This is a genomic window from Paraburkholderia tropica, from assembly GCF_014171495.1.
Lineage (GTDB): Bacteria > Pseudomonadota > Gammaproteobacteria > Burkholderiales > Burkholderiaceae > Paraburkholderia > Paraburkholderia tropica.
The window spans coordinates 810417-836863 of sequence record NZ_CP049137.1; the positions used below are offsets into that span (position 1 = coordinate 810417).

A 26447-nucleotide genomic window follows, 5' to 3' on the forward strand; every position below is an offset into this window, starting at 1 on the left:
GATCAGGCGTCCCCCTGTTGTGAGAGCCTACGGCGCGCTGGTAGCGCGCATGGCCCGATATTCCCGCCGCACGATGTCCATGAGCTCCGCCACCGAAGTGAGCGCGCTCTTTTGTTCATAAGTTACACGGCCACGCTGCATCAACATCACGCGATCCGCGATATCGAGGGTCTGCGCATAGTTGTGCATGATCATGATAATGGATAGCCCGCCTTTTTCCTTCAGACGAAGGATCAGGTCGATGATGAGCCCCGCCTCGCGCGCGCCCATCGCGGCGAGCGGTTCGTCGAGCAGCAGGATTTTCGCATTCGAGTGCACGGCGCGCGCCACCGCGATCGCCTGGCGCTGACCGCCCGAGAGCCGTTCCACCGGCAGATCCACCGACGGCACGTGCACGCCGATATCGTCGAGACATTGCGCCGCGCGCTCGCGCATCTGCTTGTGATCGAGCAGCTTGAACGGACCGCGCCGCACCAGCTCGCGGTTCAGGAACATGTTGTGATAGATGCTCAGCGAATTCGCGAGCGCGAGATCCTGATAAACGCATTCGATGCCGAGCGAGCGCGCGTGATCGACGGAACGCAGCAGCGTTTCCTGGCCGTCGATAGAGAGCGTGCCGCCGGTCTGCTGATGAAAGCCCGTGAGGATTTTCACGAGCGTGGATTTGCCCGCGCCGTTGTCGCCGAGCACGCCGAGAATCTCGCCCTTGCCGAGCGTGAGCGACACGCCGTCGAGCGCGGTCACCGCGCCGAAGCGCTTCACGAGCTTGTCGCCGCGCAGCGCGAGCGGCGCGTTGGCCACATCCGTGGCCACGTCCGCGCTGCCCTTGAATGCCTGCGATTCGTCCATCAGCCTGCTCCCCGGCGGCGAATGCGGCCCACGTGGATATTGAAGATCATCGCGGCCAGAATCGCGGCGCCGAGGATGATGTTGAACGTGAACGCGTTGATGCCGATGAGCGTGAAGCCGTCGTTCAGAATGCCGAGCACCGCCGCGCCGATCAGGCCGCCCACGATCGTGCCCGAGCCGCCCGTGAGCGGTGTGCCGCCGATCACGGCCGCCGCCACGGCGAGGAACATGATCTGGTTGCCGCCCGCCTGCGGATCGATCGAGGTGATGCGAAAGCCTTCGAGGATGCCCGTGAAGCCCGCGAGCACGGCGGCCAGCACGAAGTTGCCGAGCCGCAGCCGGTTCACGCGGATGCCGGCCTCGCTCGCGCCGATGGGATTCGCGCCCGCCGCCTGCGTATGCAGACCCCAGCGCGTGTGCCGCAACAGCACGTGCATGACGAAGGCGAGCGCGATCGTCCAGAGGATTTCGCTGTAGCCCCACGCGCCCATGAAGTTCGCGAACCCGGGCGACCCCGGCGTGGCGGCGGGCGTGCCGCGCGACACGGTCAGCGTGATGCCGTTGATGAGGAACAGCGTGCCGAGCGTGGTGACGAAAGAGGGCAGGCGCAGCCACACCGTCACCGCGCCGTTCACGAAGCCGATCACGGCGGCGGCCACGAGCCCGGCGATCACGGCGAGCCACATGGGCGCACCCGCGTCGTTCGCGAACACCATCATGAACGGCGCGAACGCGAACACCATGCCCGCCGAGAGATCGATGTCGCCGCCGATCATCAGCATGATTTCGCCGAACGCGATGATCGCCACCGGCGCGATGAACTGCGAGAGGTTGACGAGGCTCGCGTTGGTGAACAGGAAGTCGTGGTTCGCGAATTCGAACCAGGCGGCCAGCAGCACGGCCACGAGCAGGATGCGCAGCTCGGGCGCCCAGTGCGATGCGAACGAAACCCCCGCGCGTTTCGGCGCGCGGGCGGTATCCAGCTTGCGAGGTTCGTTCACCGTATCCATCACGACTTGATCGCGCCGCTCATCGGCACGATTTGCGGCTTGGTGGTCTTGCCTTCATAACGCGTCGAGGTGTTCAGGTACGGCTCGACGGTCGCCTTCGTCACGAACTTCAGACCCGTGTTGATGTTGGCCGGCCCGACGAGGCCGCCCGAGGCGAGGAACACGAACGCCTCCATCACGGTGTAGAAGCCTTGCACGTAAGGCTGCTGGTCGATGGTGAAATCGAGGAAGCCTTCGTGAATGAGCTGGATCGTGGTGGGCAGCAGGTCGAAGCCGCCGCCGTGCACGCCCTTCGAAGGCAGATTCGATTCCTTCATCACCTGCGCGACGCCCTGCGTGCTGCCCGCATCGACGGCGAACATGCCTTTCAGATCCTGGTGGCCCAGATAGAACGACTTGATCTTCGAGAGTTCTTCGTTGACGGTCGCGCCGGTGGCGACGGTCTGAATGTCGATCTTCTTGCCGGACTTCTTGATGGCGTCGCTCGCGCCGTCCAGACGCGGCTGGATGTTGAGCTGACCCGGCGTGGCGATGAACAGCGCGACCATGCCGCTGTCGATCAGACTGACGATGCGCTCGCCCATCTGATACCCCGACAGATACAGATCCTGGCCGATATACGCGAGACGCGGATTGGTCTTGCCGCGCGGTGCGTCGGCGTTATAGGCGAACACCGGAATGCCGGCATCGAGCGCGGCCTGAATAGGCTTGTCGAAGGCGCTCGGATCGACGATCGGCACGGCGATGGCGTCGGCCTTCGCGGCGATCGCCGAGTTCACGGCACGCACCATTTCGCCCGCGTCGGAGGTGGCCGAGCCGGTCCACTGATAATCCATGCCGAGCAATGAGCAGGCATCCTGAATACCGTACTGCGTGGGCACGAAGAACGGATTCGTCGTGACGTGATTCACGAACACGATCTTCCATTTCTTGTGCGAGGGAAACGCCGCTTCCGCCGCTTGTGCCGACGAAATCAGTCCGCCCGCGCCGCCTGCTGCGCCGAGCAGCGAGAGCGCCGCGCCCAGTCCCGCGCCTTGCATGAGGCCGCGCCGCGCGCTGCTGAACACGCCGCCTGGCGCGCTGTTGTTTGCGCTGTTGTTTGCATTGTCTGCGTTGTCGTTGTTGCCTTGTTTGCCGCTGTGCTCGTCATCCCGTTGCTGCGCCATGTCTTCCTCCGGCTCTCTTCTTCGTGGTCGATGTGGTCGACTGTGCGTCGATCGCGTGCGTGCAGATGCTGGACGGCACCGGGAACTCGCAGACGGTCGGCTTTCACGGCGCAAGCGCGGCGAAAGCACCGAAAGGATCGTGAGCAGGACAGCGGCGCGTGTCGCGTTCAGGCATGTTCGGCAACATGCGTCGTGCGCCGTGCGGTACCGCAAAAAATCTTAGTGCAGCGCTGATGCGCCTCCTAATCCATGTATACCCCTAACTAGTCCGACTATTGGCTTGCAGCGCGCCGGGGCGATCACATGCTGGGACAACACGACGTTCAAGCCAGTGTGTTTCAAGCGCGATGCGGCGGCGGCGGCGCGGCGGCCAGCTTCGCCTGATCGAGCGGCGCGGCCGGTTGCGTGCGCGCGTTGCGCGTGCGCGGCGCGCTGCGTCCGCCGCCGGTCGATTTGCGCCGCGCCGCGTGGCGTTCGGTGGCGCGCTGCATCAGACAGAACGCGCAGAGCAGGGCGCCGATCACGATGCGCGTCCACCACGAACTGAGCGTGCCGTCGAAGGTGATCAGCGTCTGGATCGTGCCGAGAATGCCCACGCCGAACACGGAGCCGATCACGTAGCCCACGCCGCCCGTGAGCAGCGTGCCGCCGATCACCGTCGCGGCGATGGCGTCGAGTTCCATCCCTTGCGCCTGCAAGCCGTAACCCGAGAGCACATAGAGCGTGAACACCACGCCGCCGAGCGCCGAGCAGAAACCGGAGAGCGCATACACGCCGATCTTGGTGCGCGCGACCGGCAGACCCATCAGCAGCGCCGAGCGCTCGTTGCCGCCGATCGCGTAGACGTTGCGGCCGAAGCGCGTGAAATGCGCGATCACGATGGCCGCGGCCAGCATCGCCAGCGCCGTGAGCGAACCGGTTGTGAGCGAGCCGCTGCCGACCGCAATGTTGAATTCGGAGAGCGCGTGAAAGCCGGGGTCGTTGATCTGGATGGATTCGGTCGTGATCAGGAAGCATGCGCCGCGCGCTAGGAACATGCCCGCGAGCGTGATGATGAACGGTTGCAAACGAAAGAAGTGAATCAGCGCGCCCATCGCCGCGCCGTAGAGCGCGCCGCACAGCAGCACGAGCGGCACGACCACGTAGACGGGCCAGTGCAGTTTCTCGGTGCCGACGGCGCACAGAATGGTCGTGAGCGCGACGACCGCGCCCACCGACAGATCGATGCCGCCCGAGATGATCACGAACGTCATGCCGATGGCGACGATCAGCAGGAAGGCGTTATCGACGAGCAGGCCGAACAGCACTTGCAGCGAGAAAAAGCCGGTGTACATCACCGAGCCGAAACCGAACAGCGCGGCGAACAGCACCACGGTCACGACGATGGGCAGCACGCGCGGATCGACGACGCGCGCGACGCCGCGCCGGAGCGCGGCGAGCGGGTTCGAATCGGTGGCTTGCGGAGGGCGGTTCATGCTTGACATCCCCGAAATAGTCCTTGTTTGATGCGGTATTTCATGTGGAGGCCGGTCAGGCGCGCGCCCGGCGGCTCACGGCGAGACGCTTGAGTTGCAGCGCCGCGAAACCGCGCGCGGCCGGCGACTGGATCACGCAGACGCAGAGCACGACAATCGCCTTGACGACGAGCGTCGCCTCGGGCGGCACGCCGATCGAATAGGTGGTGTAGGTGAGCGTCTGGATGATCAGCGCGCCGAGCACCGTGCCCGCGAGGCTGAAGCGCCCGCCCGCGAGCGAGGTGCCGCCGAGCGTCACGGCGAGGATCGCGTCGAGTTCGAGCAGCAGGCCCGCGTTGTTGCCGTCGGCGCTGCGCACGTTCGAGCTGATCAGGATGCCGGCGATGGACGCCGTCAAGCCGCAGAACGCATATGCGCCGAACACCACCGCTTGCGAGGACAGACCCGCGAGCCGCGCGGCGACCGGATTCACGCCGATCGAGCGGATGAAGAGGCCGAGCGCGGTGCGGTTGACGATCAGCACGGTCAGCAGCGTCACGGCGATGGCGATCCACACGGCGCAGGGCACGAGCGCGAAATAGCCGCCGCCCGCGTACAGATAGCCCTTCGCGCCGATGGGGATGATCTGGCCGCCCGTGAGCAGCTGCGCGACGCCGCGTCCGGCCACCATCAGGATCAGCGTGGCGATGATCGGCTGCATGCCCACGAAGGCGACCAGCAGGCCGTTCCACATGCCCGCGGCGAGGCCCACGAGCAGCGCCGCGCCGAACGCCACGCCCACGCGCGAGGGGTCGGCGGCCAGCACTGTGGCGGCCGCCGCGCCCGCGATGGCGACCACGGCGCCGACCGAAATGTCGATGCCGCGCGTGGCGATCACGAGCGTCATGCCGAGCGAGACCACCACGAGCGGCGCGGCGCGCATCAGAATGTCGATGGGTGCGCCGAACAGATGGCCGCCGAGCAGCGTGATGGACAGAAAATTCGCGCGGTGGATCACGTCCACGGCGAACAGCGCGATCAATGTGAGCGCGGGCCACACGAGCGGATGCTTGAGCAGCAGCGAGAGCCACGCGGGCAGTGCGCCGCGTTTGGGCGGATCGATGGGCGGCAGGGTCATCGGCGATCTCCGGCGATGAGGTCGTAGACCTCGTGTTCCGAGCGCTTCGCGCCCGCGAGTTCCGCCACCTTGCGGCGGTCGCGCAGCACGGCGATGCGGTCGCTCACGCGCACCACTTCGCTGATCTCCGACGAAATGAACAGGATGCCCAGCCCTTTCGCGCAGAGCGCGCGCACGCGGTCCATGATTTCGAATTTCGCGGCCACGTCGATGCCGCGCGTGGGTTCGTCGAGAATCAGCAGGCGCGGGTTGGTCGCGAGCCAGCGCGCGAGCAGCACCTTCTGCTGATTGCCGCCCGACAGCAGGCCGATGGGCTGTTCGGCGTCGCGCGCCTTGATGCCCAGTTGCTCGATGTAGTCGTTGGCGAGTTCGCGCTGACGCGCGCGGCTGATCATGCGCCACCAACCGCGCTGCGCCTGTAGTGCGAGCACGATGTTTTCGCGGATCGACAGATCGGCGACGATGCCCTCCTTTTTGCGGTCCTCCGGGCAATAGGCCATGCCGTGGCGCACCGCGTCGCGCGGCGAAGACAGCTTGACGGTCTTGCCGTCGATACGCACGTCGCCCGCATCGGCGCGGTCGGCGCCAAACAGCAGACGCGCCGTTTCCGTGCGCCCCGAACCGAGCAGGCCCGCGAGGCCCAGAATCTGCCCCGGCTGCACTTCGAGATCGAGCGGATTGAGCACGCCGCGTCGCGCCACGCCCTGCGCGGCGAGATAGGGCGCTTGCGCCTGCGCGGCTTCGTTTGGCGTCTCGGCGCGCGGCGGTTCGGGATGCACGAGCCGCTCGCCCGCGTCCTTCAGGCCCACCATCTTCGCGACGAGCGTCTGCACGGGCAGATCGGCTGCGAGATATTCGCCCTCGCGCTCGCCGTTGCGCATCACCGTGATTCGGTCGGAGATCGCGTAGGTCTGCTCCAGAAAATGCGTGACGAACAGAATCGCGATGCCCGACGCCTTGAGCTTGCGCAGCACGTCGAACAGGCGCGCGACTTCGCCTTCGTCGAGGCTCGACGTCGGTTCGTCGAGAATCAGAATGCGCGCGTCCACCGACACCGCGCGCGCGATCGCCACCATTTGCTGCATCGCGATCGGATAGGTGTCGAGCGACTGCGTGACGTCGAGCGAGAGATTGAGTTCGGCGAGCGCCTCGGCGGCGCGACGGTGGATCGACTTCCAGTCGATCAGGCCGCGTTTGCGCGGCTGGCGGCCCGCGAAAATATTCTCGGCGACCGAGAGATTCGGGCAGAGATTGACTTCCTGATAGAGCGTCTGGATGCCCGCCGCCTCGGCCTCCTGCGGCGTGGCGAAACGCACGGCCTGGCCCGCGAGACGGATCTCGCCCGCCTCGGGTTCGTGCACGCCGGTGAGCACGTTGATCAGCGTGGATTTGCCCGCGCCGTTCTGGCCCATTAGCGTGTGAATCTCGCCGGGGAACAAACGAAAATCGACCCGGTCGAGCGCACGCACGCCGGGGAAAGTTCGCGACAAACCGAGGGTTTCGAGTAGGGGCGGGGCGCTCATGGGCAGGAACGGAATGATCCGGAATGATCCGAAGTGCTAATCAAATTCTGCGGATGCTGAAATCGGGCGGCGAGCGGCATTGCGTGTTCAGCGAGCGCCGAAAAAATCCGGGCGCGCATCACGCCATGCACGTGACGCGCGCCGGGCGCGTAACTTCCGCGCTCAATGATCGCTTGCTACCTGGTACAGCCTGCTGCGCTTCAATTTCGCTTCAAACTGGCTACAAACTCGCGTGAAGTTTAGTACTTGCGCGACGGCAGCACTTGCGCCGCCACGTCCATCGGGAACACCGTTTCGTTGGTGACGATGCGTTTGGGCAGCTGCTTGCCCGCGACGATGTCCTTCACCGCCGACATCAGTTGCGGCCCGAGCAGCGGGCTGCATTCCACGTCGACGTTCATCTTGCCCGCGATCATCGCCTCGAAGCCACCCTTGGTCGCGTCGAACGACACCACGCTCACGTCCTTGCCCGGCTTCATGCCGGCTTCTTCCATCGCCTGGATCGCGCCGAGCGCCATGTCGTCGTTATGCGCGTAGACCACGTTGATCTTGTTGCCATACGTCTTGGCGAACGCTTCCATCACCTGCTTGCCGCCCGCGAGCGTGAAGTCGCCGCTTTGCGACGCGATGATCTTGAACTTCGGATCGTTCTTGATCACCTCGATCAGACCGGCATGACGGTCGTTGGCGGGCGCCGAACCCACCGTGCCCTGCAACTCGACGATATTGATCGGGCCGGGGTTGCTCTTGTAGTGATCTTCGAGCCATTTGCCCGCGCGGCGGCCTTCTTCCATGAAGTCCGAGCCGATCATCGTCACGTAGAGCGACTGGTCTTTCACGTCGATGTTGCGGTCCGTGAGAATGACCGGAATCTTCGCGCGTTTGGCTTCCTGCAGCACCGGCTCCCAGCCCGATTCCACGACCGGCGAGAACGCGATCACATCGACTTTCTGCGCGATATACGAGCGAATCGCCTTGATCTGGTTTTCCTGCTTTTGCTGTGCGTCGGAGAACTTGAGATTGATGCCGGCGTCCTTGGCGGCGGCTTTCACCGACACCGTGTTGGCCGTGCGCCAGGCGCTTTCGGCCCCCACCTGCGCGAAACCGAGCGTAATCTGTTTATCTTCGGCGTGGGCGACGCCCGCGGCCATCGAGAAAGCCGCCGCTGCAGCGACGAGCCCGCTCACCATACGTGTAGCGAATTTCATGCGTGTCTCCGATGTGTAGCTCTGTAGTTTTTTAATTCATGGCGCTACACCCGCGTCCATCACGGCCGGACAGTGTCACGAGTATGTTCGCGCCATCCCACGCCGCCGGTTGGAGACCGGCAGCCGTTCGCCTGCAATTTGAATAGCCAAACTATATGCGACGCTATTTGCGGTTTTTATTAGCGTTTTCCCGATCCTCGTGACTTATATAGTCATGCTATTTATGGGACTTTCTCACTAAGTGGGTCACGCCATGAACACTCGCAAGACGCGCCTGCGCTCAGCCGCGTGGTTCGGCACCACGGACAAGAACGGCTTCATGTATCGAAGCTGGATGAAGAACCAGGGCATTCCGGATCACGAGTTCGCGGGCAAGCCGATTATCGGCATCTGCAATACGTGGTCCGAACTTACGCCGTGTAATGCGCATTTTCGTAAGCTCGCTGAACACGTTAAGCGCGGTGTTTATGAAGCGGGCGGATTTCCCGTTGAATTTCCCGTGTTTTCGAATGGCGAATCGAATTTGCGGCCCACGGCGATGTTCACGCGCAATCTCGCATCGATGGATGTGGAAGAAGCGATACGCGGCAATCCGGTCGACGCCGTCGTGCTGCTGGTGGGCTGCGATAAGACCACGCCCGCGTTGCTGATGGGCGCGGCGAGCTGCGATGTGCCCGCCATCGTCGTGACGGGCGGGCCGATGCTCAACGGCAAGCACGAGGGGCGCGACATCGGCTCGGGCACGGTCGTGTGGCAACTGAGCGAGCAGGTGAAGGCGGGCAAGATCTCGCTGCACGAATTCATGTCGGCGGAAGCGGGCATGTCGCGTTCGGCGGGCACCTGCAACACCATGGGCACCGCGTCGACGATGGCGTGCATGGCCGAGGCGCTCGGCGTGTCGCTGCCGCATAACGCGGCAATTCCGGCCGTGGATGCGCGGCGCTACGTGCTCGCGCAGATGTCAGGAATCCGAATCGTTGAAATGGTGTTCGAAGATTTGCGGCTCTCGAAACTGCTTACGCGCGCGGCGTTCGAGAACGCGATTCGCACCAACGCGGCGATCGGCGGCTCGACCAATGCGGCGATTCATCTGAAGGCGATCGCGGGACGCATCGGCGTGCCGCTCGAACTCGACGACTGGACCCGCATCGGGCGCGGCACGCCGACCATTGTGGATCTGCAACCTTCGGGCCGCTTTCTGATGGAAGAGTTCTATTACGCGGGCGGTTTGCCGGCGGTGCTCAGACGTCTCGGCGAAGCGAAGCTGCTGCCGCATCCCGACGCGCTCACGGCGAACGGCAAGACGATCTGGGAGAACGTGCGCGAGGCGCCCAATTTCAACGAGGAAGTGATTCGACCGCTCGGCGAACCGCTGGTGCACGACGGCGGCCTGTGCGTGCTGCGCGGCAATCTCGCGCCGAACGGCGCGGTGCTCAAGCCTTCAGCGGCGACGGCGAAGCTCTTGAAGCATCGCGGACGGGCGGTGGTGTTCGAGAATTTCGACGACTACAAGGCGCGTATCGCCGATCCCGATCTCGACGTCACCGCCGATTCGGTGCTCGTGATGAAGAACTGCGGACCGAAGGGCTATCCGGGCATGGCCGAGGTGGGCAACATGGGCTTGCCGCCCAAGCTGCTCGCGCAAGGCGTGACCGACATGGTGCGGGTCTCGGATGCGCGCATGAGCGGCACGGCGTACGGCACGGTGGTGCTGCACGTCGCGCCCGAAGCGCGCGCGGGCGGACCGCTGGCGATCGTGCAGAACGGCGACTGGATCGAACTCGATTGCGAGCGCGGCACGCTGCGTATCGATATTACGGATGCCGAAATAACTGCGCGGCTCGATGCCTGGTGCGCGGCGCAACAGCCCTTGCCCGCCGATGGCAGCGGTTATCGCAAGCTCTATGTCGAACACGTGCTGCAAGCCGACGAAGGCTGCGATTTCGACTTTCTGGTGGGTTGCCGGGGCGCGGAGGTGCCCCGGCATTCGCATTGAGCGAGGCGTCGCGCGGCGCTGACGCGCCGTGCGCACAAACTTTGATCGTGCCGATTAAAGCTGCTGGATACCCGGAATCGCGACGTCGGGGTTGACGTCGGCGGCGTAATCCACGCCTTCGATACCGAAGCCGAACAGACGCAGGAACTCGGCCTTATAGCCCGCGAAGTCGGTGATCTCGTAGAGATTTTCCGCGCTCACCTGATCCCAGGCGGCCTTCACCTGCGCCTGGATTTCGGGCGCGAGTTCCTTGTAGTCGGCGCGCAGACGGCCTTCGTCGTCGAGCACGGGCGCGGCGTTGTAGAGCGAGTCCTTGTACAGACCGTAGACCTGCTCGATGCAGCCTTCGTGCGAGCCGTTTTCCTTCATCGCGCGGAACAGCAGCGAGAGGTAGAGCGGCATGATCGGAATCGCCGAGCTGGCCTGCGTGACCACGGCTTTGAGCACGGAGACGCGCGCATCGCCGCCGCCATGCGCCGCGAGCTTCTCGCGCATGCCCAGCACCTTCTGGTCGAGATCCTTCTTGGCCGCGCCGATCGAACCGTTCCAGTAGATGTCGTGGGTGATTTCCGCGCCGAGGTACGTGAACGCCGTGGTCTTCGCGCCGGGGGCGAGCACGCCCGCGTCGAGCAGCGCGTCGATCCACATCTGCCAGTCTTCGCCGCCCATCACAGCCACGGTGCCGTCGATTTCCGCCTGCGAGGCGGCTTCGAGCACGGTTTCCTTGACGATTTCCTTGTCGGTGTCGACGCCGCGCATGCGCAGCGTCTTGCCGACCGGCTTGAGCGTCGACGCGTGCACTTCGCCCGTGACCGGGTGCGTGCGGCGCGGCGCGGCGAGGCTGTAGACGACGAGATCGACCTGGCCGAGATCGCGCTTGATCGTCTCGATCGTGGCGTCCTTCACGGCGGTGGAGAACGCGTCGCCGTTGATCGATTGGGCGTACAGGCCCTGTTGCGCGGCGAACTGCTCGAACGCGGCGGTGTTGTACCAGCCGGCGGTGGCGGGGCGCGTTTCGCTGCCTGCGCGCTCGAAGCACACGCCGAGCGTGGCCGCGCCGCTGCCGAACGCCGCCGAGATGCGCGCGGCGAGGCCGTAGCCCGTCGACGCGCCGATCACGAGCACGCGTTTCGGGCCGTTGGCGATGGCGCCGTTGGCTTTCACATATTCGATTTGCTGGGCCACGTTGGCTGCGCAGCCGGCGGGATGCGCCGTCACGCAAATAAAGCCGCGAACGCGCGGTTCGATAATCATCAGACTTCTCCGTCTATCTCAGGTACTTGCAGGGACGGGGCGCATTGTACGCGAGCCAGCGCGGCGCGGCGCGCCAGGCGGGTGTTTATGGGGGCGTTCGGGGCGCGTTGATGGTGCGTTGAGGGCGCGTTGACGGTGCGTTGACGGTGCGTTGAGGGTGCTCCATCGCTTCCCAGCGCTTTCGGGAGCTTTCCGATGCTTGCGCAGGGAAGCCGCGCCAAAACGTGCCGGAACGCGATAGGGCGCGATATCGCTCGACTTGGCGCGATGACAGCGCGATGAAAACCCCCTCAATGCCCCGCCGCGAGCGCCGCAACCGGCGCGCCCAGGCAGCCGAGCCCGGCGAGCGTGGCCTCCAGCGCGGTATCGAGCGGCGTATGCGGCTCGCGGCCGAGCGTGCGCACGAGGCGCGCGTTGTCGAGTTCGAGCGTCTCGCGCCACAGATAACGCATTTCCAGCATCTCGCGCAGCGTGGTCGAAAACAGCGCGCCGATCCAGACCAGCGGCCAGGCGAAGGGCTTGCGGCGCGCGGCGAGCCCGTGCCGTTCGGCGACGCGGCAGAGCGCGGCGGCCATCTGCGTGCCATCGGCGTCGCGGTGGCCTTGCATGTGAAAGCGGGCGAACGGCGCGAGTTCGGCGCGCTGTTCGATCAGTTCGACCATCGTGCGCGCCACATCGGGCACGTAGGCCCACGTATGGCCGATGCCCGGCCGCCCCGGCTCACGCACCGTGCGCACCGGCCGTCCGGGCTGCACCATGCCCTGCGCGAGCCAGCTATTGCCCACGCGCGGACCGAAAAAGTCGCCCGCCCGCACGATGATGGCGCGCGTGCCTTGCGCGGCGGCCGCCTCGATGCGCCGCTCCAACTCCACGCGGATCGCGCCCTTGCGGGTGCGCGGCTGCTGCGGCGCATCCTCGCCGACGCGCGGCAGCGTTTCCGGCCCGAAGTTGTAGACCGTGCCGGGCAGCACGACGGTCGCGCCCACGGCACGCGCGGCGGCGAGCGTGTTGTCGATCATCGGCAGGACGACTTCGGCCCAGCGCTTGTAGCCGGGCGGATTCACCGCGTGGACGATCACCGCGCAGCCCTGCGCCGCACGCAGGACGGCCGCGCGGTCCAGCGCGTCGCCCTCGATCCAGTCGATGCCGTCCGCGTCGCGCGAACCGTGCTCGCCAGCCGCGCCGCCGAGGTTGCGCTTGAGCGCGCGCACCTGCCAGCCCGCGCCGCGCAACTGGCGCGCCACTTCGCCGCCGATGCCGCCGCTCGCGCCCAGCACCAGTGCGGTGCGCGCCGTGTCAGGAATTGCCGCCATTGCCGTTCTCCGTTGTGGATTCGATGGCTGCATTCTGCGCGGTTCGGCGATCATAAAAAATTACCGAAGATGGTCGATCGGCTATACATTTCTGTATGGCCTCGAATCTGAACTGGGAACTCTACCGGACCTTCCTCGCGGTGCTCACCGAGGGCTCGCTCTCGGGCGCGGCGCGCGCGCTCGGCATCACGCAGCCCACGGCGGGGCGACACGTGGTCGCGCTCGAAGCCGCGTTCGGCCAGCCGCTCTTCACGCGCTCGCCCGCAGGCTTTTTGCCGACCGAAGCGGCGCGCGCATTGCGCGGCCACGCCGAAGCCATGCGCTCCACGGCGGCCGCGCTCGAACGTGCGGCGGCGGGGCAAGGCGACGGCATGCGCGGCGTGGTGCGCGTCTCGGCGAGCGAAGTGGTGGGCATCGAAGTGCTGCCGCCGGTCCTCGCGCAACTGCGGCGCACGCATCCCGAACTCGTCGTGGAACTGGTCGCGACCAACCGCGTGCAGGATCTGCTGCAACGCGAAGCGGATATCGCCGTGCGCATGACGCAGCCGCAGCAGGAGATGCTGATCGCGCGGCGGATCGGCGAAACGGAAGTGGGGCTGCACGCGCGCGCCGATTATCTCGACGCCAGCGGCACGCCGCGCACGCTCGCCGACCTCCCGCAGTTCGCGCTGATCGGCTATGACACGGTCACGCCCTTCGTGCGCGAGGCGACGCGCAAGTGGCCGTTCTGGAAGCGCGAGGCGTTCGCGCTGCGCACCGACAGCGACGTCGCGCAGTTCGCGATGATCCGCGCCGGTTGCGGCATCGGCGCGTGCCAGGTCGGCATCGCGCGGCGCGACGCCGCGCTCGTGCGGGTGTTGCCGCGCGCGTTCGCGATCCGCCTGCCGGTGTGGATCACGATGCACGAAGACCTGCGCGGCAATCGCCGCTGCAAGGCCGTGTTCGATGCGCTCGCGAGCGGCCTCGACGCCTATCTTGCGAGCGCGCGGGCGTGATCGCCCGGCTTACGCGTCCGCCTGTACGATGACCGGCTCGCAGCGAATCGGGAAATTGACCGAGTTCGCGACGTAGCACTTCTCATGCGCCGTGTGATGCAGATGTTCGGCGCGCGCGCGGTCGTCGCCGGCGCGGATCGTCACGCGCGGATGCAGCACGATTTCCTTGAAGCGGCCTTCCTCGGCGGTGTCGATCATGGTGCCTTGCGCTTCGTCCACGTAATCGAGCACGGCGATGCCCGCGTCGGCGCACAGATGCAGATACCAGAGCTTGTGACAGGCGCTCGCCGACGCGACGAGCAGATCTTCCGGATTCCAGCGCGCGGCGTCGCCGCGAAACGCGGGATCGGCCGAGCCGGGAATGGCGGGCTTGCCGGCCGATTCGATCAGGTGGTCGCGGTCATAGTCGCGATAGCCGCTCGTGCCGCTGCCGCGATTGCCGGTCCATTGGACTTTCACTGTGTACGTGTGTTCGCCGTGCGCCATTGTCGTTCTCCGTGTGGTCGGGTGGCGCTATTGTCTCATCGACGGATGAATCGGTTGGCGTTGAATTATTTAATTCGGATGCCGTAATAATTTGCGCGATAAAAAACATGCGATATTCACGCGAATCGCCACGATTTTTACGGGATTTTTGCTTGAGGCATGCCGGGGCCGACCCTAGACTTCGGTTCAGCACAACGACAGGAGAGGCCATGTCCACACGCCGAGCCCCGCAAGCTCAAGACGAACGCGACGAGCGCATTGTCTGCACGCCGCCCGGCATGGGCCGTCTGGTGCTGCGGCGCTTCGATCCGCAGCGCGATTCGTGGGAGCAGCTTACGCAACTGTTGCACCGCGCCTTCGCGCGGCTTGCGTCGCTCGGGCTGCATTGCGCGTGCGCGGATCAGGGCGCGGGCGCCACGCGTCAGCGCGCGCTGGCGGGCGATTGTTTCGTGGCGGTGTGCAGCGGGCGGATCGTCGGCACGTTGACCATCGAGGGCCGCGACAGCGCATCGCCCTGTGAGCAGTATCGTTCGCGCGGCGTGGCGTCGGTGCATCAGTTCGGCATCGAGCCGACGTGGCAGAGTCGCGGCATTGGCCGTGCGCTGCTGGCGTTCGCGTCGCACTGGGCCGCCGCGCGCGGCTGCACGCAACTCGCGCTCGACACGCCGTTTCCGGCCGCCGATCTGATTGCGTTCTATCGCGCGCAGGGTTTCAGTCTCGTCGATGTCGTGCGCTTCGCGGGCCGCGGCTACGACAGCGCCGTGCTCAGCAAACCCGCCGCCGCGAATCAGCCGTTCGCGCCGGCGAGGCCCGGCATCCGGTCCATTCGGCCCATTCAGCCGTCCACCGGCTGCGCGGGCGTGGCCAGATTGAGCTGGTAGAACGCGGCGTCGAGCCATCGGCCGAACTTGAAGCCGACTTCCTTGATCGTGCCCGAGTGCGTGAAGCCGAGGCGCGTATGCAGCGCGATACTCGCGGCATTCGTGGCGTCGATGCAGCCCACCAGCACGTGCAGTTCCTTTTCCTGCGCGCGGCGGATCAGCTCGCGCAGCAGGCGCTCGCCGAGCCCGAGGCCGCGCGAGTCGCGATGCACGTAGACGCTGTGCTCGACCGTGTACTTGTTGGCCGGGAACGGGCGGAACGCGCCCCAGCTCGCGAAGCCGAGCAGCGTGCCCGCTTCGTCCACCGCGCCCACGACCGGGAAGCCGTTCGCGCGCTTGACCTCGAACCACGTGCGCATCGCTTCCGGCGCGCGCGGCTTGTAGTCGTACAGCGCGGTCGAATTGACGATGGCGTCGTTCAGAATCTCGAGAATGGCGCCCGCGTGCTCAGCCTCGGTGCATTCGATGAACTTCACGCTGTCGCGCGGCGATTCGGTATTCATAAGGATTCCTGTGCAAGCGTGATGAAAATTCGGCGACGCCGCGCCGTGTCAACTGCCGCGCGCGTCGCAAATGGCGACGAGGTAGCGCGCGGGCAGGGAAGCCGGATTGCTGAAAATCAGCGGCTGGTCGAGCCGCATCGCGAGGCAGTCGCCCGCTTCAAGCGCGTGCAACTGATCGCCGAGTTCGACGTTGAGGCGGCCCTCGAGCAGCCAGACCTGCTGATGAAACACGTGCTCGCGGCTACCGGTTTCATAGGCCACGCGCGCGCCGGGCGGAAAGTCCACTTCGACGAGCTGAATGGGCGAGGGCCAGTTGGCCGGCGAGAGGCTGCGGCGCGTGTAGCCCGATTGCGGGTCGCGCCATTGCGTCTGGGCGTCGCGGCGCGCGAGCGGCTCGGCGGGCGCGGACTCGCTCGCGCCGCCGAACAGGCTCGCCATCGACACGCCGAGGCCCGACGCGAGTTTCTCCAGCACGACCGCCGTGGGGCTGGCCGAACCGCGCTCGATCATCGAGATCATCGAGCGGCTGACGCCGCTGCGCGTGGCCAGCGCTTCGAGCGTGAAGCCGCGCGCCGCGCGCAATTCGCGCACGCGCTGGGCGATGCGCTCGTTGATGCCGGTGTCGGTCGGGCTGTGTTCTGACATAGTGGACGCATTATCCACTAAGTTGGAATTTGTGGTCAATATGCTGGAAATGGGGCGCGGATCAGGCGCGCGGCGCGGCGTGCGCCGCCGCTTCGTCCTCGCGCTTTGCGGCGGAAGGCCCGGATGGCCCGGACGTCTGCGCGGCCTCGACCCAGCGCGCGAACTCGGCGGCGGGCATGGCCTTCGCGTAGAGCCAGCCCTGCGCGAACTGCACGCCGCGCTCGCGCAGATACTCGGCCTGCTGCTCGACCTCCACGCCCTCGGCGATCATCATCAGCCCGAGCTCGTGCGCGATGCCGATGATGTGCGGCACGATCGCGTTCACTTCCGCGCCGGTCGCGAGCGCGTTGACGAAGGCCTTGTCGATCTTGATGCCATCCACGGGCAGGTCCTGCAGATACGAAAGACTCGAATAACCGGTGCCGAAATCGTCGATGAGGATCTTGTGGCCCGCGTCGCGATAACGTTGCAGCACGGGCGCAGCCTCGCTCGCGTCGATGAACGCGCGCTCGATGCATTCGAACCAGATCTGGTCGCGGCGCACGTCGTGCTTCGCGAAGCCGCTTTGCAGCGTTTCCAGCGCGCGTGAGGAAATCAGGTCGTCGCGCGTGAGGTTGATCGACACGTGCAGATCGCGGCGCTTCGCGAGCAGCGCGCCCGCGCCCTCGAACACCGACTCGATCACGCGGTCGGTGATCGCCTGGATCAGACCGAGCGATTCGGCCATCGGGATGAAGCTGTCGGGCGCGATCACGGTGCCGTCGGCGAGCGTCCAGCGCACCAGTGCCTCCGCGCCCACGCAGCGTCCGCTTTGCAGATCGACGATCGGTTGCAGCCACGCCGCGAACTGGCGCCGCCGGATGCCTTCGAGCAGGGCGCTGCGCGGCGTGCGCAGCTTGCGCCGCCAACGCAGCACGAGCCAGGTCAGCAAGCCGCTCGCGAGCAGCGCTGGCGCGGCGAACAGCCTGAGTTGCGCGAACATGTCGGGGCGCACGCGGTCGGCGGGCTCGTAGGCGATCACCGCAATCGGATAGCGGCGCGAGCGCTCGACCACGTAATAGCGTTTTTCGAAAAAAGGCTTGCCCGCTTCGCGCGTGAAGGCGGCCTGCACGAGCTCGGCATTTGCGCGCGGCCAGCGCGCGATGATCGTGCCGTCGCCCGATTCGAGCAGCGCGATTTCGATGGTGTCGTCGAGCGGGACGATGTCGAGATAAAAGCGCGGATCGATCACCACGATATGCGCGCCGAGGCGGATATTCAGCATGCGTATTTCATTGCCGCGTTTGCCGATTTCCGAATGCCACGCGCTGAAGCCGCCGCCATACGACCATTCGGCCGGCGGCAGCGTGCGCTCGACGTTGCCGTGCAGCGACGAGCAGCGGATGGTCTGGCCGTCGGTCCAGGCGACGTTGCGGATGTAGCGGAACTGCTCCTCGGTTTGCCGCAGCGCCTGCAGATGGGCGGGCGTGCACGGCGTGCTGTCGAGACTCGTGAGCGCGTGCAGGGCGGAGACGGCTTCGTTCGTGACGAGTTCGGCGCGCATCAGCGCGCGGCGCGAATATTCGTCGACCTGCTGGCGCTGATTGCGCTCGACGACGGCGTCGGACGCGTACGTCACCGCCGCGAGCGTTGCCGAGAGGGCAAGCGCCACGAGACAGAACGTCGTCAGCGCGGTCAGTCGTCGTTTCATGCGGGGAGCGGACGCGAGGGTGAAGCGTTGCGCCCGATGTTAGCGGTTTTCGCGTTGGGCCGATCCGGCACTGCGCGCCCGCGCACGGGCGCATGATTCGGGCGATTCGTCGCGCATGAATTTGCCTGGCAAAGCAGGCGCGAATTCATGCAGGAATGCGAACACCGCATCGTGCCCTGAATGGTGCCTACGTTTGCGCTCGCATGCCCTCGCTACGCGCCGAGCGTCTGCGGATCGGCGATCACGACGCGGTTGCGCCCGCTTTCCTTCGCGACGTAGAGCCGCCGGTCGGCGACTTGCAGCAGCGGTTCGTAGTGCGCGGGGCCGTCGGCGGGACAGACCGCCACGCCGATCGACACCGTGAACGGAATCGCTTCCGGATGCGCCGCGCTCGCGGGCCCGGCGAGATGTTGCGCGTGCACCTCGACCGCGAGTCGCACGCGCTCGGCCACGGCGCTGGCGGTCGCGAGATCGGCGCCCGGCAGCAGCGCCGCGAATTCCTCGCCGCCGAGACGCGCGGGCACGTCCACGCCGCGCAGGTTCGCGCGCAGGATCTGCGCGAGCAGCGTGAGCACGGCGTCGCCGGCTGCGTGGCCGTAGCGGTCGTTCACGCGCTTGAAGTAGTCGATGTCGAGCATCAGCACGGCGAGCGCGGAGCGATCGGACGCGGCGCCTGCATTCGCCATGTTCGCGTCCTGCGTGTCACGCGTATCGTCGGCGCGCTGCGCGCGTTCGACGGTTTCGGCAAACGCCTCCTGAAAGCGGCGGCGATTCGCGAGGCCCGTGAGCGGGTCGCTGCGCGCGAGCGTTTCGAGTCGTCCGCTCGCCTCCACATAATTGCCGAAGATATTCTTGACGATAAAAAGCGTGCCGACGAGCAGCAAGACCAGCACGGCCCACGCGGCGATCAGCGGGCTGCTGAATACGCGGCGCGCGGCGGCGAGCGTGAGTTCGCGGTCGTCGGTGGCGGCCATCAGCATCCAGTGCGTCTGGCCGATGCGCTGATACAGCAGGTAATCGCCGCGCCGCTCGATATAGCCCGAGCCACGCTGCATCCAGCGCCCGGTGGAGTCGCGCGCGATCTGCAGCAGCGCGAGGCTGAAACGACGCGGGCGTTCCTCGGTGAGCACGCCGTTGCGAAAGTAGACCACGTTGCCGTTATTGTTCAGGAGGCCGAATTCAACCGGCGGCGCGTTTTCCAGTACGTCGCCGGGGTCGGCCGTCGCCAGTTGCAGCGAGAGCAGACGCGACTGCGTGATGTCCATGACCACCGCGCCGCGAAAACGGTCGTTCAGATAAATGGGCGCACTGAGCGTGGAGATGGCCTCGCCTTTTTGCAGGCCCGTATAGACCGGCGTCCAGAGCACGTCGCGCGATGGATTGCGGTCGGGAAGCTGGCCGCGATAGTAGTTCATGCTGCTGAAGCGGCGCAGCAGCGCGGGCACGCTCATGCCGTGCTGCTCGGGCGAGATCACGAAGACGCCGTTCGTCGAGATGAAGGCGACGGTGCTCTGCACGGCGTCGGCGTGCTGGCTGATGTCCACGAGCGGACTGATCGCGCGGGCGAGCGCGATGTCGCCGGGCAGGTCGACGTCGTCGCGATGAAAACCGGGCAGCCCCGCGAGCGTCGCGGCGTTGGTGCCGAACACGGGCGGACCGTTCACTTCGCCGGTCGTCTGCCAGGCGACTTGCGTGCTGGCTTGCAGCGCGCGCTGCACGGCGGGGTCGAGCATGCTGCCGCGCGCCTCGGGCGCGGCGGCGAGCACGTGTTCGGCGTAATTACGCAGGAAGGTCAGGCGGCGGCGCTCGGCTTCGATCAGCGCGTCGACGCCCACGGCGCGCACCTGCAGATCGCGCAGACGGCTTTGCAGGTCGTAGCGCGTCATGTTGTAAAGCTGGCGCAGGCCGACGAGCGCGACGAGCAGCATCGCCACGCCAAAGCAGAGCGTGACCACGAGATGCGGCCGCTTCATGATCATGCTGGAGAGAACGCGCACCGACGTGCGGTTCGCGGTGTCCTGCGCGCTGCGCTGCATCGTGCCCGGCCCCTTCGGAGATGTGCCTGTCTGCGGGAATGCGCGGCGTCAAGCATAGCATCGGGTCGCGGCGCGGGCTTGGTGCGTGACGTGGCCGAACGCGCCCGGCTTGACGGCTTCAGTCGCGTCCGGCGTGCTGCGCCAGCGCGACGAACTGCCGAAGCGTCGCCGAGGTATCGCCTTCGCGCCAGCCGAGCGAGAGCTTCGCGCTCATGCGCACGCCGGTCACGTCGAGATAGCGCACGCCCTTGACCTGCACCTGCGCGATGGCCGCGGGCACGATCGACACGCCGAGGCCCGCCGCCACCAGATTCACGACCGACGCGATCTGCGGCGCGGGCTGCGCGAGCCGCGGACTGAAGCCAGCTTCGGCGCACGCGCGCACGATTTCCTCGTTCAGCGTGATGCCCGCGGGTCCGGGCACCAGCACGAAGGGCTCGTTGGCGAGTGCGGCCAGCGGCAGCCGCCGCCGTGCGGCCAGCGGATGCGCCGAGGGCAGCACGATCTTCATCGGCTCGTCGGGCAGGCGCTGGACCGCGATGCCGTCCAGCTCGGTCAGCGTCGTGCGGCCGGGGCGGAAGAACACGGCATCGTGACGGCCTTCGGCGAGACCTTGCACGAGGATCGGCGTGTTGGCTTCGTCGAGCGTGAGCTGCACGGCGGGGAAGCGCTGCGTGTAACGCTGGATCAGCGTGGGCACGAGCGGATTGAACGCCGCCGAGCCGGTGAAGCCGATGCGGATCTGTCCCGACTCGCCGCGCGCCGCGCGTTGCGCGGCCTGGGCGGCGCGCGTGGCGTCGTCGAGCACGCGGCGCGCCTCGACCAGAAACGCCTCGCCTGCCTGCGTGAGCGCGGCGCCTTGCGGCGTGCGCACGAACAGCTCGACGCCCAGCTCGCGTTCGAGACTCTTGATCTGCTGGCTCAGCGGCGGCTGGCCGATGCCGAGCTTTTCGGCGGCGCGGGTGAAGTTGCGTTCGGCGGCGACGGCCACGAAATAGCGCAGATGACGGAGTTCCATGCGATGCCTCGGGTTCCGGTGGGCGTGCTCAGGCGTGACGCGCGTGACGGATGTGCTGGCGAGCCAGTGCTAAAACATATCGCGTTAGCCAGTTCCATATATTGGACAGTATAACGACGCGGCGGGACAATTTGCCTCGTCATTGCAGCTTGCCGCGAGGCCCCGTCATCATGAACACCCAATTCGCCGCGACGCGCCGCGCGTCGCCGGCCGCTTCATCCGCACCTTCGCCAGCCTCCACCCGCACGGGCGTCGATCCCGGCTCGTCCGCGTACCGGCGCATCAGCATCGCGTTGTTTCTCGCCGGTTTTGCGACGTTCTCGCTGCTCTATTGCGTGCAGCCGCTGCTGCCCGTGTTCGCGAGCGAGTTCCATATCGGCGCGGCACAAAGCTCGCTCGCGCTCTCGCTCTCGACGGGCCTGCTCGCGATCTCGATCCTCTGCGCGGGCGCGTTGTCCGAGCGCGTCGGACGGCGCGGTCTGATCTTCGTATCGATGACACTGGCCGCGCTCTTCAACGTGATCGCCGCGCTCGAACCGTCGTGGCACGGCATTCTGATCGCGCGCGCCTTCGAAGGCTTCGCGCTCGGCGGCGTCCCGGCGGTGGCGATGGCATATCTCGCCGAGGAAATCTCCGCGGGCGGCCTCGGTCTTGCGATGGGGCTGTACGTGGGCGGCACCGCGTTCGGCGGCATGATCGGGCGCGTCGGCATGAGCTGGCTCGCGGAGCATCTGTCATGGCGCACGGCCATGCTGACGATCGGGGTGATCGACGTGATCGCGGCGCTGGCGTTCTTCGCGCTGCTGCCCGCGTCGCGCCACTTCGTGCGCCGCGCCGATCTGAGCCCCGCGCATCATGTCGCGCTGTGGCGCAAGCATCTGTCCGCATCGACGCTGCCTGCCGTGTTCGCCACCGGCTGCCTCGCGATGGGCGTGTTCGTGACGGTCTACAACTATGCGGGCTTTCGTCTGCTCGCGCCGCCGTTCGATCTGAGCGCGACGCAAACCGGCATGATCTTCTGCGCGTATTTCGCGGGCATCGTGGCGGCGTCGGCGGCGGGCGCGCTCGCGGATCGCTGCGGACGCGCGCCGGTGCTGATCGGCGGCGTGATCGTCGCGGCCGTCGGGCTGGCGCTCACGTTGTCGAGCGCACTGGCGCTGGTGGTGATCGGCATCGTGGTGCTGACCGTGGGCTTCTTCACGACGCATTCGGTCGCGAGCGGCTGGGTCGGGCAACTCGCGGACGGCGCGAAGGGGCACGCCACGTCGCTCTATCTGCTGGCGTATTACCTGGGATCGAGCGTGCTGGGTTCGTGGGGCGGCTGGTTCTGGCAGAAGGGCCAGTGGCCTTCGGTGGCGGGTTTTGCGTTCGCGTTGCTGGCGGCGTGCGGCGCGCTGGGCATCGTGATCGCACGCAGACAGGCGCTCGCTCGCGCGCCAATCTGAAGCCGCGAATCATAACGAGCATCGCCGATGCAAACAGGCGCGCGCCGGCTTCACCGGCTGCGCGCTTTTTTTATTCACGCGAACCTCACGAGAACTTCACGAGGACTTCACGCGGCCCAAGCCGAACAGCGGATCACGCTGCAGAAGTTGCCTGCGTGGAAATGCGGGTCCTTGTCGGCGAGCACGTCGGCCTTCACGTTGCCGAAAGTCGTCTCGGGCTTGTGCTTGATGCCGTCGTAGAAGGTCTGAATGATGTCTTCCTTGAAATGCGGCGTGCGCGGATGCGCGTGCACCACGGCGTCGCGCTCGGCGTGGCTGTACTCGTGATACGTGAGGCCGAGCACGTCCATTTCGACGCCCGCCGTCACCAGCGCGATCACCGGATGCATGTGCTGAGGGATGCCAGGCGTGGTGTGAAGCGCGATGGACGTCCACACGAGATCGATATCCTGTTGCGAGATGCCGCGCGCGCGCAGGAAGTCGCGCGCCGCGTTCGCGCCGTCCACCTCGAAGCGCTCGTGCGCGCTGCTGTGCGCGTGCGTGAGGCCGACGTCGTGGAACATCGCGCCCGCATAGAGCAGTTCGCGGTCGAACTTCAATTCGCGCTTGAGGCCCGCGAGCGCGCCGAAGTAATACACGCGGCTCGAATGGTTGAACAGCAAGGGCGATTCGGTATCGCGCACGAATTCGGTGATTTCGCGCGCAAGCTGGCTATCGGGGATGGCAACGTCTGCGAGTTCGAGGCTCATGGCGGGACTCCGTCGGGTGGGTGTGGAAGTCATTGTGGACTGTGCTAGCATTGTCTTGATTCGACTGAGAGCGTCGATTTCTGCCATTTCACGCGGAATCAGGACATAGCGCCCGCGTGCCCTCCGGAGCCCGATCTTCATGCCCAGAATCGTTGCCATTCTCGCGCTGCCCGGCGTGCAGCTGCTCGACGTGAGCGGCCCGCTCGACGTCTTCGCCCAGGCCAATACGGAGTCGGGCCGCGCGTTCTACGACCTGCGCGTGATCGCGTGCCGCGCGGGCCCGATCCGCAGTTCGTCGGGCGCGCGTCTGCTGCCCGACGCGGTGGCGGGGCAGACGACGGAGCGCATCGACACCTTGCTCGTCGCCGGCGCGCCCGACGCCGCCACCCAGCAGCTCGCGCCGCGCGTGCGCGACTGGCTGCGCACCACGGCGGCGCGCTCGCGGCGCTTCGGCTCGGTCTGCACGGGCGCGTTCGCGCTGGCCGCGAGCGGCCTGCTCGAATCGCGTCGGCTGACCACGCACTGGGCGTCCGTGGACGCGCTTGCGCAGGCGTGTCCCGGCGTGGTCATCGAGCCCGATTCGCTCTACGTGCGCGACGGCAAGCTGCGCACGGCGGCGGGCGTGACGGCGGGGCTCGATCTCGCGCTGGCGCTCGTTGAGGAGGATCTCGGGCGCGAGATCGCGCTGCGCGTGGCCAGTCAGCTCGTGATGTTCTTCAAGCGGCCCGGCGGCCAGCTGCAATTCAGCCGCAAGGGCGAGACGCAGCCGGCCGGGCGCTCGGCGTTACAGGAATTGCAGCGCTGGGTGGCGGCGAATCCGGAGTTGCCGCATCGCGTGCCGGAACTGGCCGCGCGGGTGAACCTGAGTCCACGCCATTTCGCGCGGCTCTTTCAGGCCGAAGTGGGCGTGACGCCCGCCGCGTGGGTGGAGACGGCGCGCGTCGACGCGGCGCGCGCGCTGCTCGACACGCAGGACGAAGCGCCCAAGCGCGTGGCCGCGCGCTGCGGTTTCGCGAACGCCGACATGCTGCGCCGCGCCTTCCTCAAACACGTGGGCGTGACGCCCGCCGAGTACCGCCGCCGCTTCGCGGGCGCGGCGCACGCGGCGGCATAAAAGGCCGTTTATCGCGAACCTGACCCGTCGCGCATCAAAGCGCCAGCCCGCGGGGCATCCGGCGCGTGGAACGCGGGAATATTTCATACAGAAGGCGACGATCCCGGCGATAATCGCGGAGTTCGAACGGCGCGCGCCGTGGCCGATGCGGCGTGCATGAAGGCGGCGGGCCCGGCCCGCGAGCGAGATTCCGGGGCACCGCTCGAAGCGGCTCAATGGCGCAATCCGGCACGCAACCGAACTCGCAATCGAACTCGCAAGCGAACTCGCAGTCAGGCACGCAGTCAATTACGCAATCAGGCAGCAAACGGAACGGGCCGCACGGGGATATCCCGTCAACGGGAGACGCGGCCAGGGCGCCACGCGCGAACGCGCATCGTCGCGCGGCATCACGCCGGGGCGTGCATGATGCGCGTACGGAGCGGGCGCGAAGGTTGCGCAGGAAACGATGTGCGATGCAGGCTGAGTCCGCGCCGTGCGCCGTTCAGCAAAAACAAAAACCCACGCGACATATTTTTATGTACTCGATCTTGCCCGCGTTCGTGTCCGCGTTGTTTCTCGGATTCGGCGTGTACGTACTGCTGACGGAAGGCGTCACGCGGCTCTCGGTGCCGTTCGCATCGATGTGCGCGACCACCTTCGTCTGGCAAGGCACGTGGGCATTCCTGTTCCAGACCTCGGACCCCGAACTGGCGGGCGTGCTGGTCAAGTTCGGTTATCTCTTCATCCTGTTCCTGCCCACCACGTTCTATCACTTCGTGATCGAAGTGAGCGCGCGGCGCAGCGAACGGCCGTTGCTGCTCGCGTCGTACGGGCTGAGCGTCGTGCTCGCGATGCTGCTCGCGGTCAGCGACGAAGTCGTGTCGGGCTACGGCACGTTCTTCTTCGGCAAGTATCCGCATGCGGGACTGCTGCATCCGCTGCACGTCGCGCAGACCGTGCTGCTCGCCTTGCGCAGCGGCTGGCTGCTGCTCTCGGCGCGACGCCAGACCGAGGCGCGCGACCGCCGCAAGCTGCTCGATCTGTGCCTGCTGAGCCTCGGGCTCTATGGCGTGGCGGCGACCGATTACGCGGTCAATTACGGCATCGCGTTCTATCCGGTGGGCGCGGTGTTCATCGCCGTGAGCCTCGGTATTCTCGCCGTCACCATCGTGCGCTACGGGCTCATGCGGCCGTATCTGCTCGCCGCCACGGTGGCGCATGAAGTGGCCACGCCGCTCGCGGCCATCGGCATGCATGCGGAGGAAATCGGCAACGTGCTGCCCGAACTCATGCGCGGCTATCAGCTCGCGGTGCAGCACCAGCTTTGCGTCGATGGACTGTATCCGGGGCAGTCGGAACGTTTGTCGACGCTGGCCACCTCGATCCGCCGTCAGGTCGACAGCACCAGCACGGTGGTCGAGATGTCGCTGGCGTCGTTCACGCTCGACCGGCTCGACCGGCGCAGCTTCGAGGCCTTTCCGATCCGCTCGTGCGTCAACGCGGCGCTCGAGCGCTTTCCGTTCCGGCCCGGCGAACGCGAGATGGTGCAGGTCGAGGCCATCGATCCGCAACTGTGCTTTTCGGGCTCCGATTCGCTGGTCGTGTTCGTGCTGTTCAATCTGCTGAAGAACGCGCTGTTCGCGATTCACGCGGTGGGCGCGGGGCGCGTGGAGATCAGCGCGGCGAGCGAGAACGGCTACTGCGTGCTGCGCTTCACGGACAGCGGCCCGGGCATCGCGCCCGATGTGCTGCCGCATATCTTCGAGCCGTTCTATTCGACCAAATCGCACGGCAAGGGCGCGGGCATGGGGCTGGCGTTCTGCCGCCGCGTGGCCGACGCGCTGGGCGGCACGATCGTCTGCGAGTCGGTGCCGGGGCTCGCGACCACCTTCACGCTGCAACTGCCCGAGCCGGGTTCCCCGGCGGACCGCGCGCTGCACGAGTCGCCGGGGAAGCCCCGCCGCACGGCGGGGCAGGACTACGCGGGCTGAG

General features: G+C 66.5%; 23 protein-coding genes. 7 read left to right on the forward strand and 16 right to left on the reverse strand.

The window, feature by feature from the left end; all coding sequences use genetic code 11:
- Positions 1-27: 27 nt before the first annotated feature.
- The 6 genes from G5S35_RS34070 to G5S35_RS34095 all read right to left on the reverse strand — a co-directional run bounded on the left by G5S35_RS34070 (position 28) and on the right by G5S35_RS34095 (position 7140).
- Positions 28-849: an ATP-binding cassette domain-containing protein gene (locus G5S35_RS34070; protein ID WP_074983288.1), complete on the reverse strand. Its 822-nt coding sequence runs from the start codon at positions 847-849 to the stop codon at positions 28-30.
- A complete protein-coding gene (locus tag G5S35_RS34075; protein ID WP_183040059.1) occupies positions 849-1859 on the reverse strand; it encodes an ABC transporter permease in 1011 nt (336 codons plus the stop codon). Before G5S35_RS34075 ends, G5S35_RS34070 begins: the two co-directional genes overlap by 1 nt.
- Positions 1859-3025 carry a sugar ABC transporter substrate-binding protein gene (locus G5S35_RS34080; protein WP_124261525.1) on the reverse strand — a complete coding sequence of 389 codons (1167 nt, stop codon included), beginning with the start codon at positions 3023-3025 and terminating at the stop codon, positions 1859-1861. Before G5S35_RS34080 ends, G5S35_RS34075 begins: the two co-directional genes overlap by 1 nt.
- A 338-nt stretch (positions 3026-3363) precedes the next feature.
- Positions 3364-4500: a galactofuranose ABC transporter, permease protein YjfF gene (yjfF, locus tag G5S35_RS34085; RefSeq protein ID WP_065063804.1), complete on the reverse strand. Its 1137-nt coding sequence runs from the start codon at positions 4498-4500 to the stop codon at positions 3364-3366.
- Positions 4501-4555: 55 nt separating this feature from the next.
- Entirely contained in the window at positions 4556-5617 is a 1062-nt protein-coding gene (locus G5S35_RS34090; protein ID WP_065063806.1) for an ABC transporter permease, read from the reverse strand.
- On the reverse strand, positions 5614-7140 hold the full coding sequence (locus G5S35_RS34095; RefSeq protein WP_176081360.1) for a sugar ABC transporter ATP-binding protein: 1527 nt from the start codon (positions 7138-7140) through the stop codon (positions 5614-5616). The genes G5S35_RS34090 and G5S35_RS34095 overlap by 4 nt, the downstream gene beginning before the upstream one ends.
- Before the next feature lie 23 nt (positions 7141-7163).
- Here G5S35_RS34095 and G5S35_RS34100 point away from each other — a divergent pair, with 23 nt between their 5' ends.
- On the forward strand, positions 7164-7376 hold the full coding sequence (locus G5S35_RS34100) for a hypothetical protein (protein WP_124261527.1): 213 nt from the start codon (positions 7164-7166) through the stop codon (positions 7374-7376).
- A gap of 3 nt (positions 7377-7379) precedes the next feature.
- Here G5S35_RS34100 and G5S35_RS34105 read toward each other — a convergent pair whose 3' ends face one another.
- A complete protein-coding gene (locus G5S35_RS34105) occupies positions 7380-8330 on the reverse strand; it encodes an ABC transporter substrate-binding protein (RefSeq protein WP_373681598.1) in 951 nt (316 codons plus the stop codon).
- Positions 8331-8601: 271 nt separating this feature from the next.
- Between G5S35_RS34105 and G5S35_RS34110 the strand changes: the two genes are divergently transcribed.
- Complete coding sequence (locus G5S35_RS34110; protein WP_183040060.1) at positions 8602-10344, forward strand: IlvD/Edd family dehydratase; 1743 nt, start codon at positions 8602-8604, stop codon at positions 10342-10344.
- 54 nt (positions 10345-10398) lie between these two features.
- On the opposite strand, the gene fabV is transcribed toward G5S35_RS34110, so the two are convergent.
- Both fabV and G5S35_RS34120 read right to left on the reverse strand, forming a co-directional pair.
- The gene (gene fabV / locus G5S35_RS34115; protein ID WP_183040061.1) at positions 10399-11598 is read right to left on the reverse strand and encodes an enoyl-ACP reductase FabV; all 1200 of its coding nucleotides are present in this window, start codon (positions 11596-11598) and stop codon (positions 10399-10401) included.
- A gap of 290 nt (positions 11599-11888) precedes the next feature.
- Entirely contained in the window at positions 11889-12911 is a 1023-nt protein-coding gene (locus G5S35_RS34120; protein ID WP_183040062.1) for an NAD-dependent epimerase/dehydratase family protein, read from the reverse strand.
- Positions 12912-13006: 95 nt separating this feature from the next.
- Here G5S35_RS34120 and G5S35_RS34125 point away from each other — a divergent pair, with 95 nt between their 5' ends.
- Positions 13007-13906, forward strand: coding sequence for a LysR family transcriptional regulator (locus tag G5S35_RS34125; RefSeq protein WP_065063818.1), 900 nt, complete (start codon positions 13007-13009; stop codon positions 13904-13906).
- A 9-nt stretch (positions 13907-13915) separates the two neighbouring features.
- On the opposite strand, the gene G5S35_RS34130 is transcribed toward G5S35_RS34125, so the two are convergent.
- Positions 13916-14392: an OsmC family protein gene (locus G5S35_RS34130; RefSeq protein WP_183040063.1), complete on the reverse strand. Its 477-nt coding sequence runs from the start codon at positions 14390-14392 to the stop codon at positions 13916-13918.
- A 209-nt stretch (positions 14393-14601) separates the two neighbouring features.
- On the opposite strand from G5S35_RS34130, the gene G5S35_RS34135 reads away from it, so the two are divergent.
- Positions 14602-15273 (forward strand): GNAT family N-acetyltransferase, encoded by a 672-nt coding sequence (locus G5S35_RS34135; RefSeq protein ID WP_408583092.1) that lies wholly within the window; start codon positions 14602-14604, stop codon positions 15271-15273.
- Here G5S35_RS34135 and G5S35_RS34140 read toward each other — a convergent pair.
- From G5S35_RS34140 to G5S35_RS34160, 5 genes are all read right to left on the reverse strand, one after another.
- Positions 15228-15776 carry a GNAT family N-acetyltransferase gene (locus tag G5S35_RS34140; protein WP_074983274.1) on the reverse strand — a complete coding sequence of 183 codons (549 nt, stop codon included), beginning with the start codon at positions 15774-15776 and terminating at the stop codon, positions 15228-15230. The two genes, G5S35_RS34135 and G5S35_RS34140, sit on opposite strands and share 46 nt — an antisense overlap.
- Before the next feature lie 48 nt (positions 15777-15824).
- Positions 15825-16421, reverse strand: coding sequence for a helix-turn-helix domain-containing protein (locus G5S35_RS34145; protein WP_183040064.1), 597 nt, complete (start codon positions 16419-16421; stop codon positions 15825-15827).
- A 61-nt stretch (positions 16422-16482) separates the two neighbouring features.
- Positions 16483-18111 (reverse strand): EAL domain-containing protein, encoded by a 1629-nt coding sequence (locus G5S35_RS34150; protein WP_183040065.1) that lies wholly within the window; start codon positions 18109-18111, stop codon positions 16483-16485.
- Between the two features lie 212 nt (positions 18112-18323).
- The gene (locus G5S35_RS34155) at positions 18324-20147 is read right to left on the reverse strand and encodes a diguanylate cyclase (RefSeq protein ID WP_124261532.1); all 1824 of its coding nucleotides are present in this window, start codon (positions 20145-20147) and stop codon (positions 18324-18326) included.
- A gap of 118 nt (positions 20148-20265) precedes the next feature.
- Entirely contained in the window at positions 20266-21165 is a 900-nt protein-coding gene (locus G5S35_RS34160; protein ID WP_065063832.1) for a LysR family transcriptional regulator, read from the reverse strand.
- Between the two features lie 170 nt (positions 21166-21335).
- Here G5S35_RS34160 and G5S35_RS34165 point away from each other — a divergent pair, with 170 nt between their 5' ends.
- Positions 21336-22610 carry an MFS transporter gene (locus G5S35_RS34165; protein WP_074983267.1) on the forward strand — a complete coding sequence of 425 codons (1275 nt, stop codon included), beginning with the start codon at positions 21336-21338 and terminating at the stop codon, positions 22608-22610.
- A 107-nt stretch (positions 22611-22717) separates the two neighbouring features.
- Here G5S35_RS34165 and G5S35_RS34170 read toward each other — a convergent pair whose 3' ends face one another.
- Positions 22718-23359 carry an HD domain-containing protein gene (locus G5S35_RS34170; RefSeq protein WP_065063836.1) on the reverse strand — a complete coding sequence of 214 codons (642 nt, stop codon included), beginning with the start codon at positions 23357-23359 and terminating at the stop codon, positions 22718-22720.
- Between the two features lie 139 nt (positions 23360-23498).
- On the opposite strand from G5S35_RS34170, the gene G5S35_RS34175 reads away from it, so the two are divergent.
- Entirely contained in the window at positions 23499-24473 is a 975-nt protein-coding gene (locus G5S35_RS34175) for a GlxA family transcriptional regulator (protein WP_074983265.1), read from the forward strand.
- Positions 24474-24991: 518 nt separating this feature from the next.
- Complete coding sequence (locus G5S35_RS34180; protein WP_065063840.1) at positions 24992-26446, forward strand: sensor histidine kinase; 1455 nt, start codon at positions 24992-24994, stop codon at positions 26444-26446.
- Position 26447: the final 1 nt, after the last annotated feature.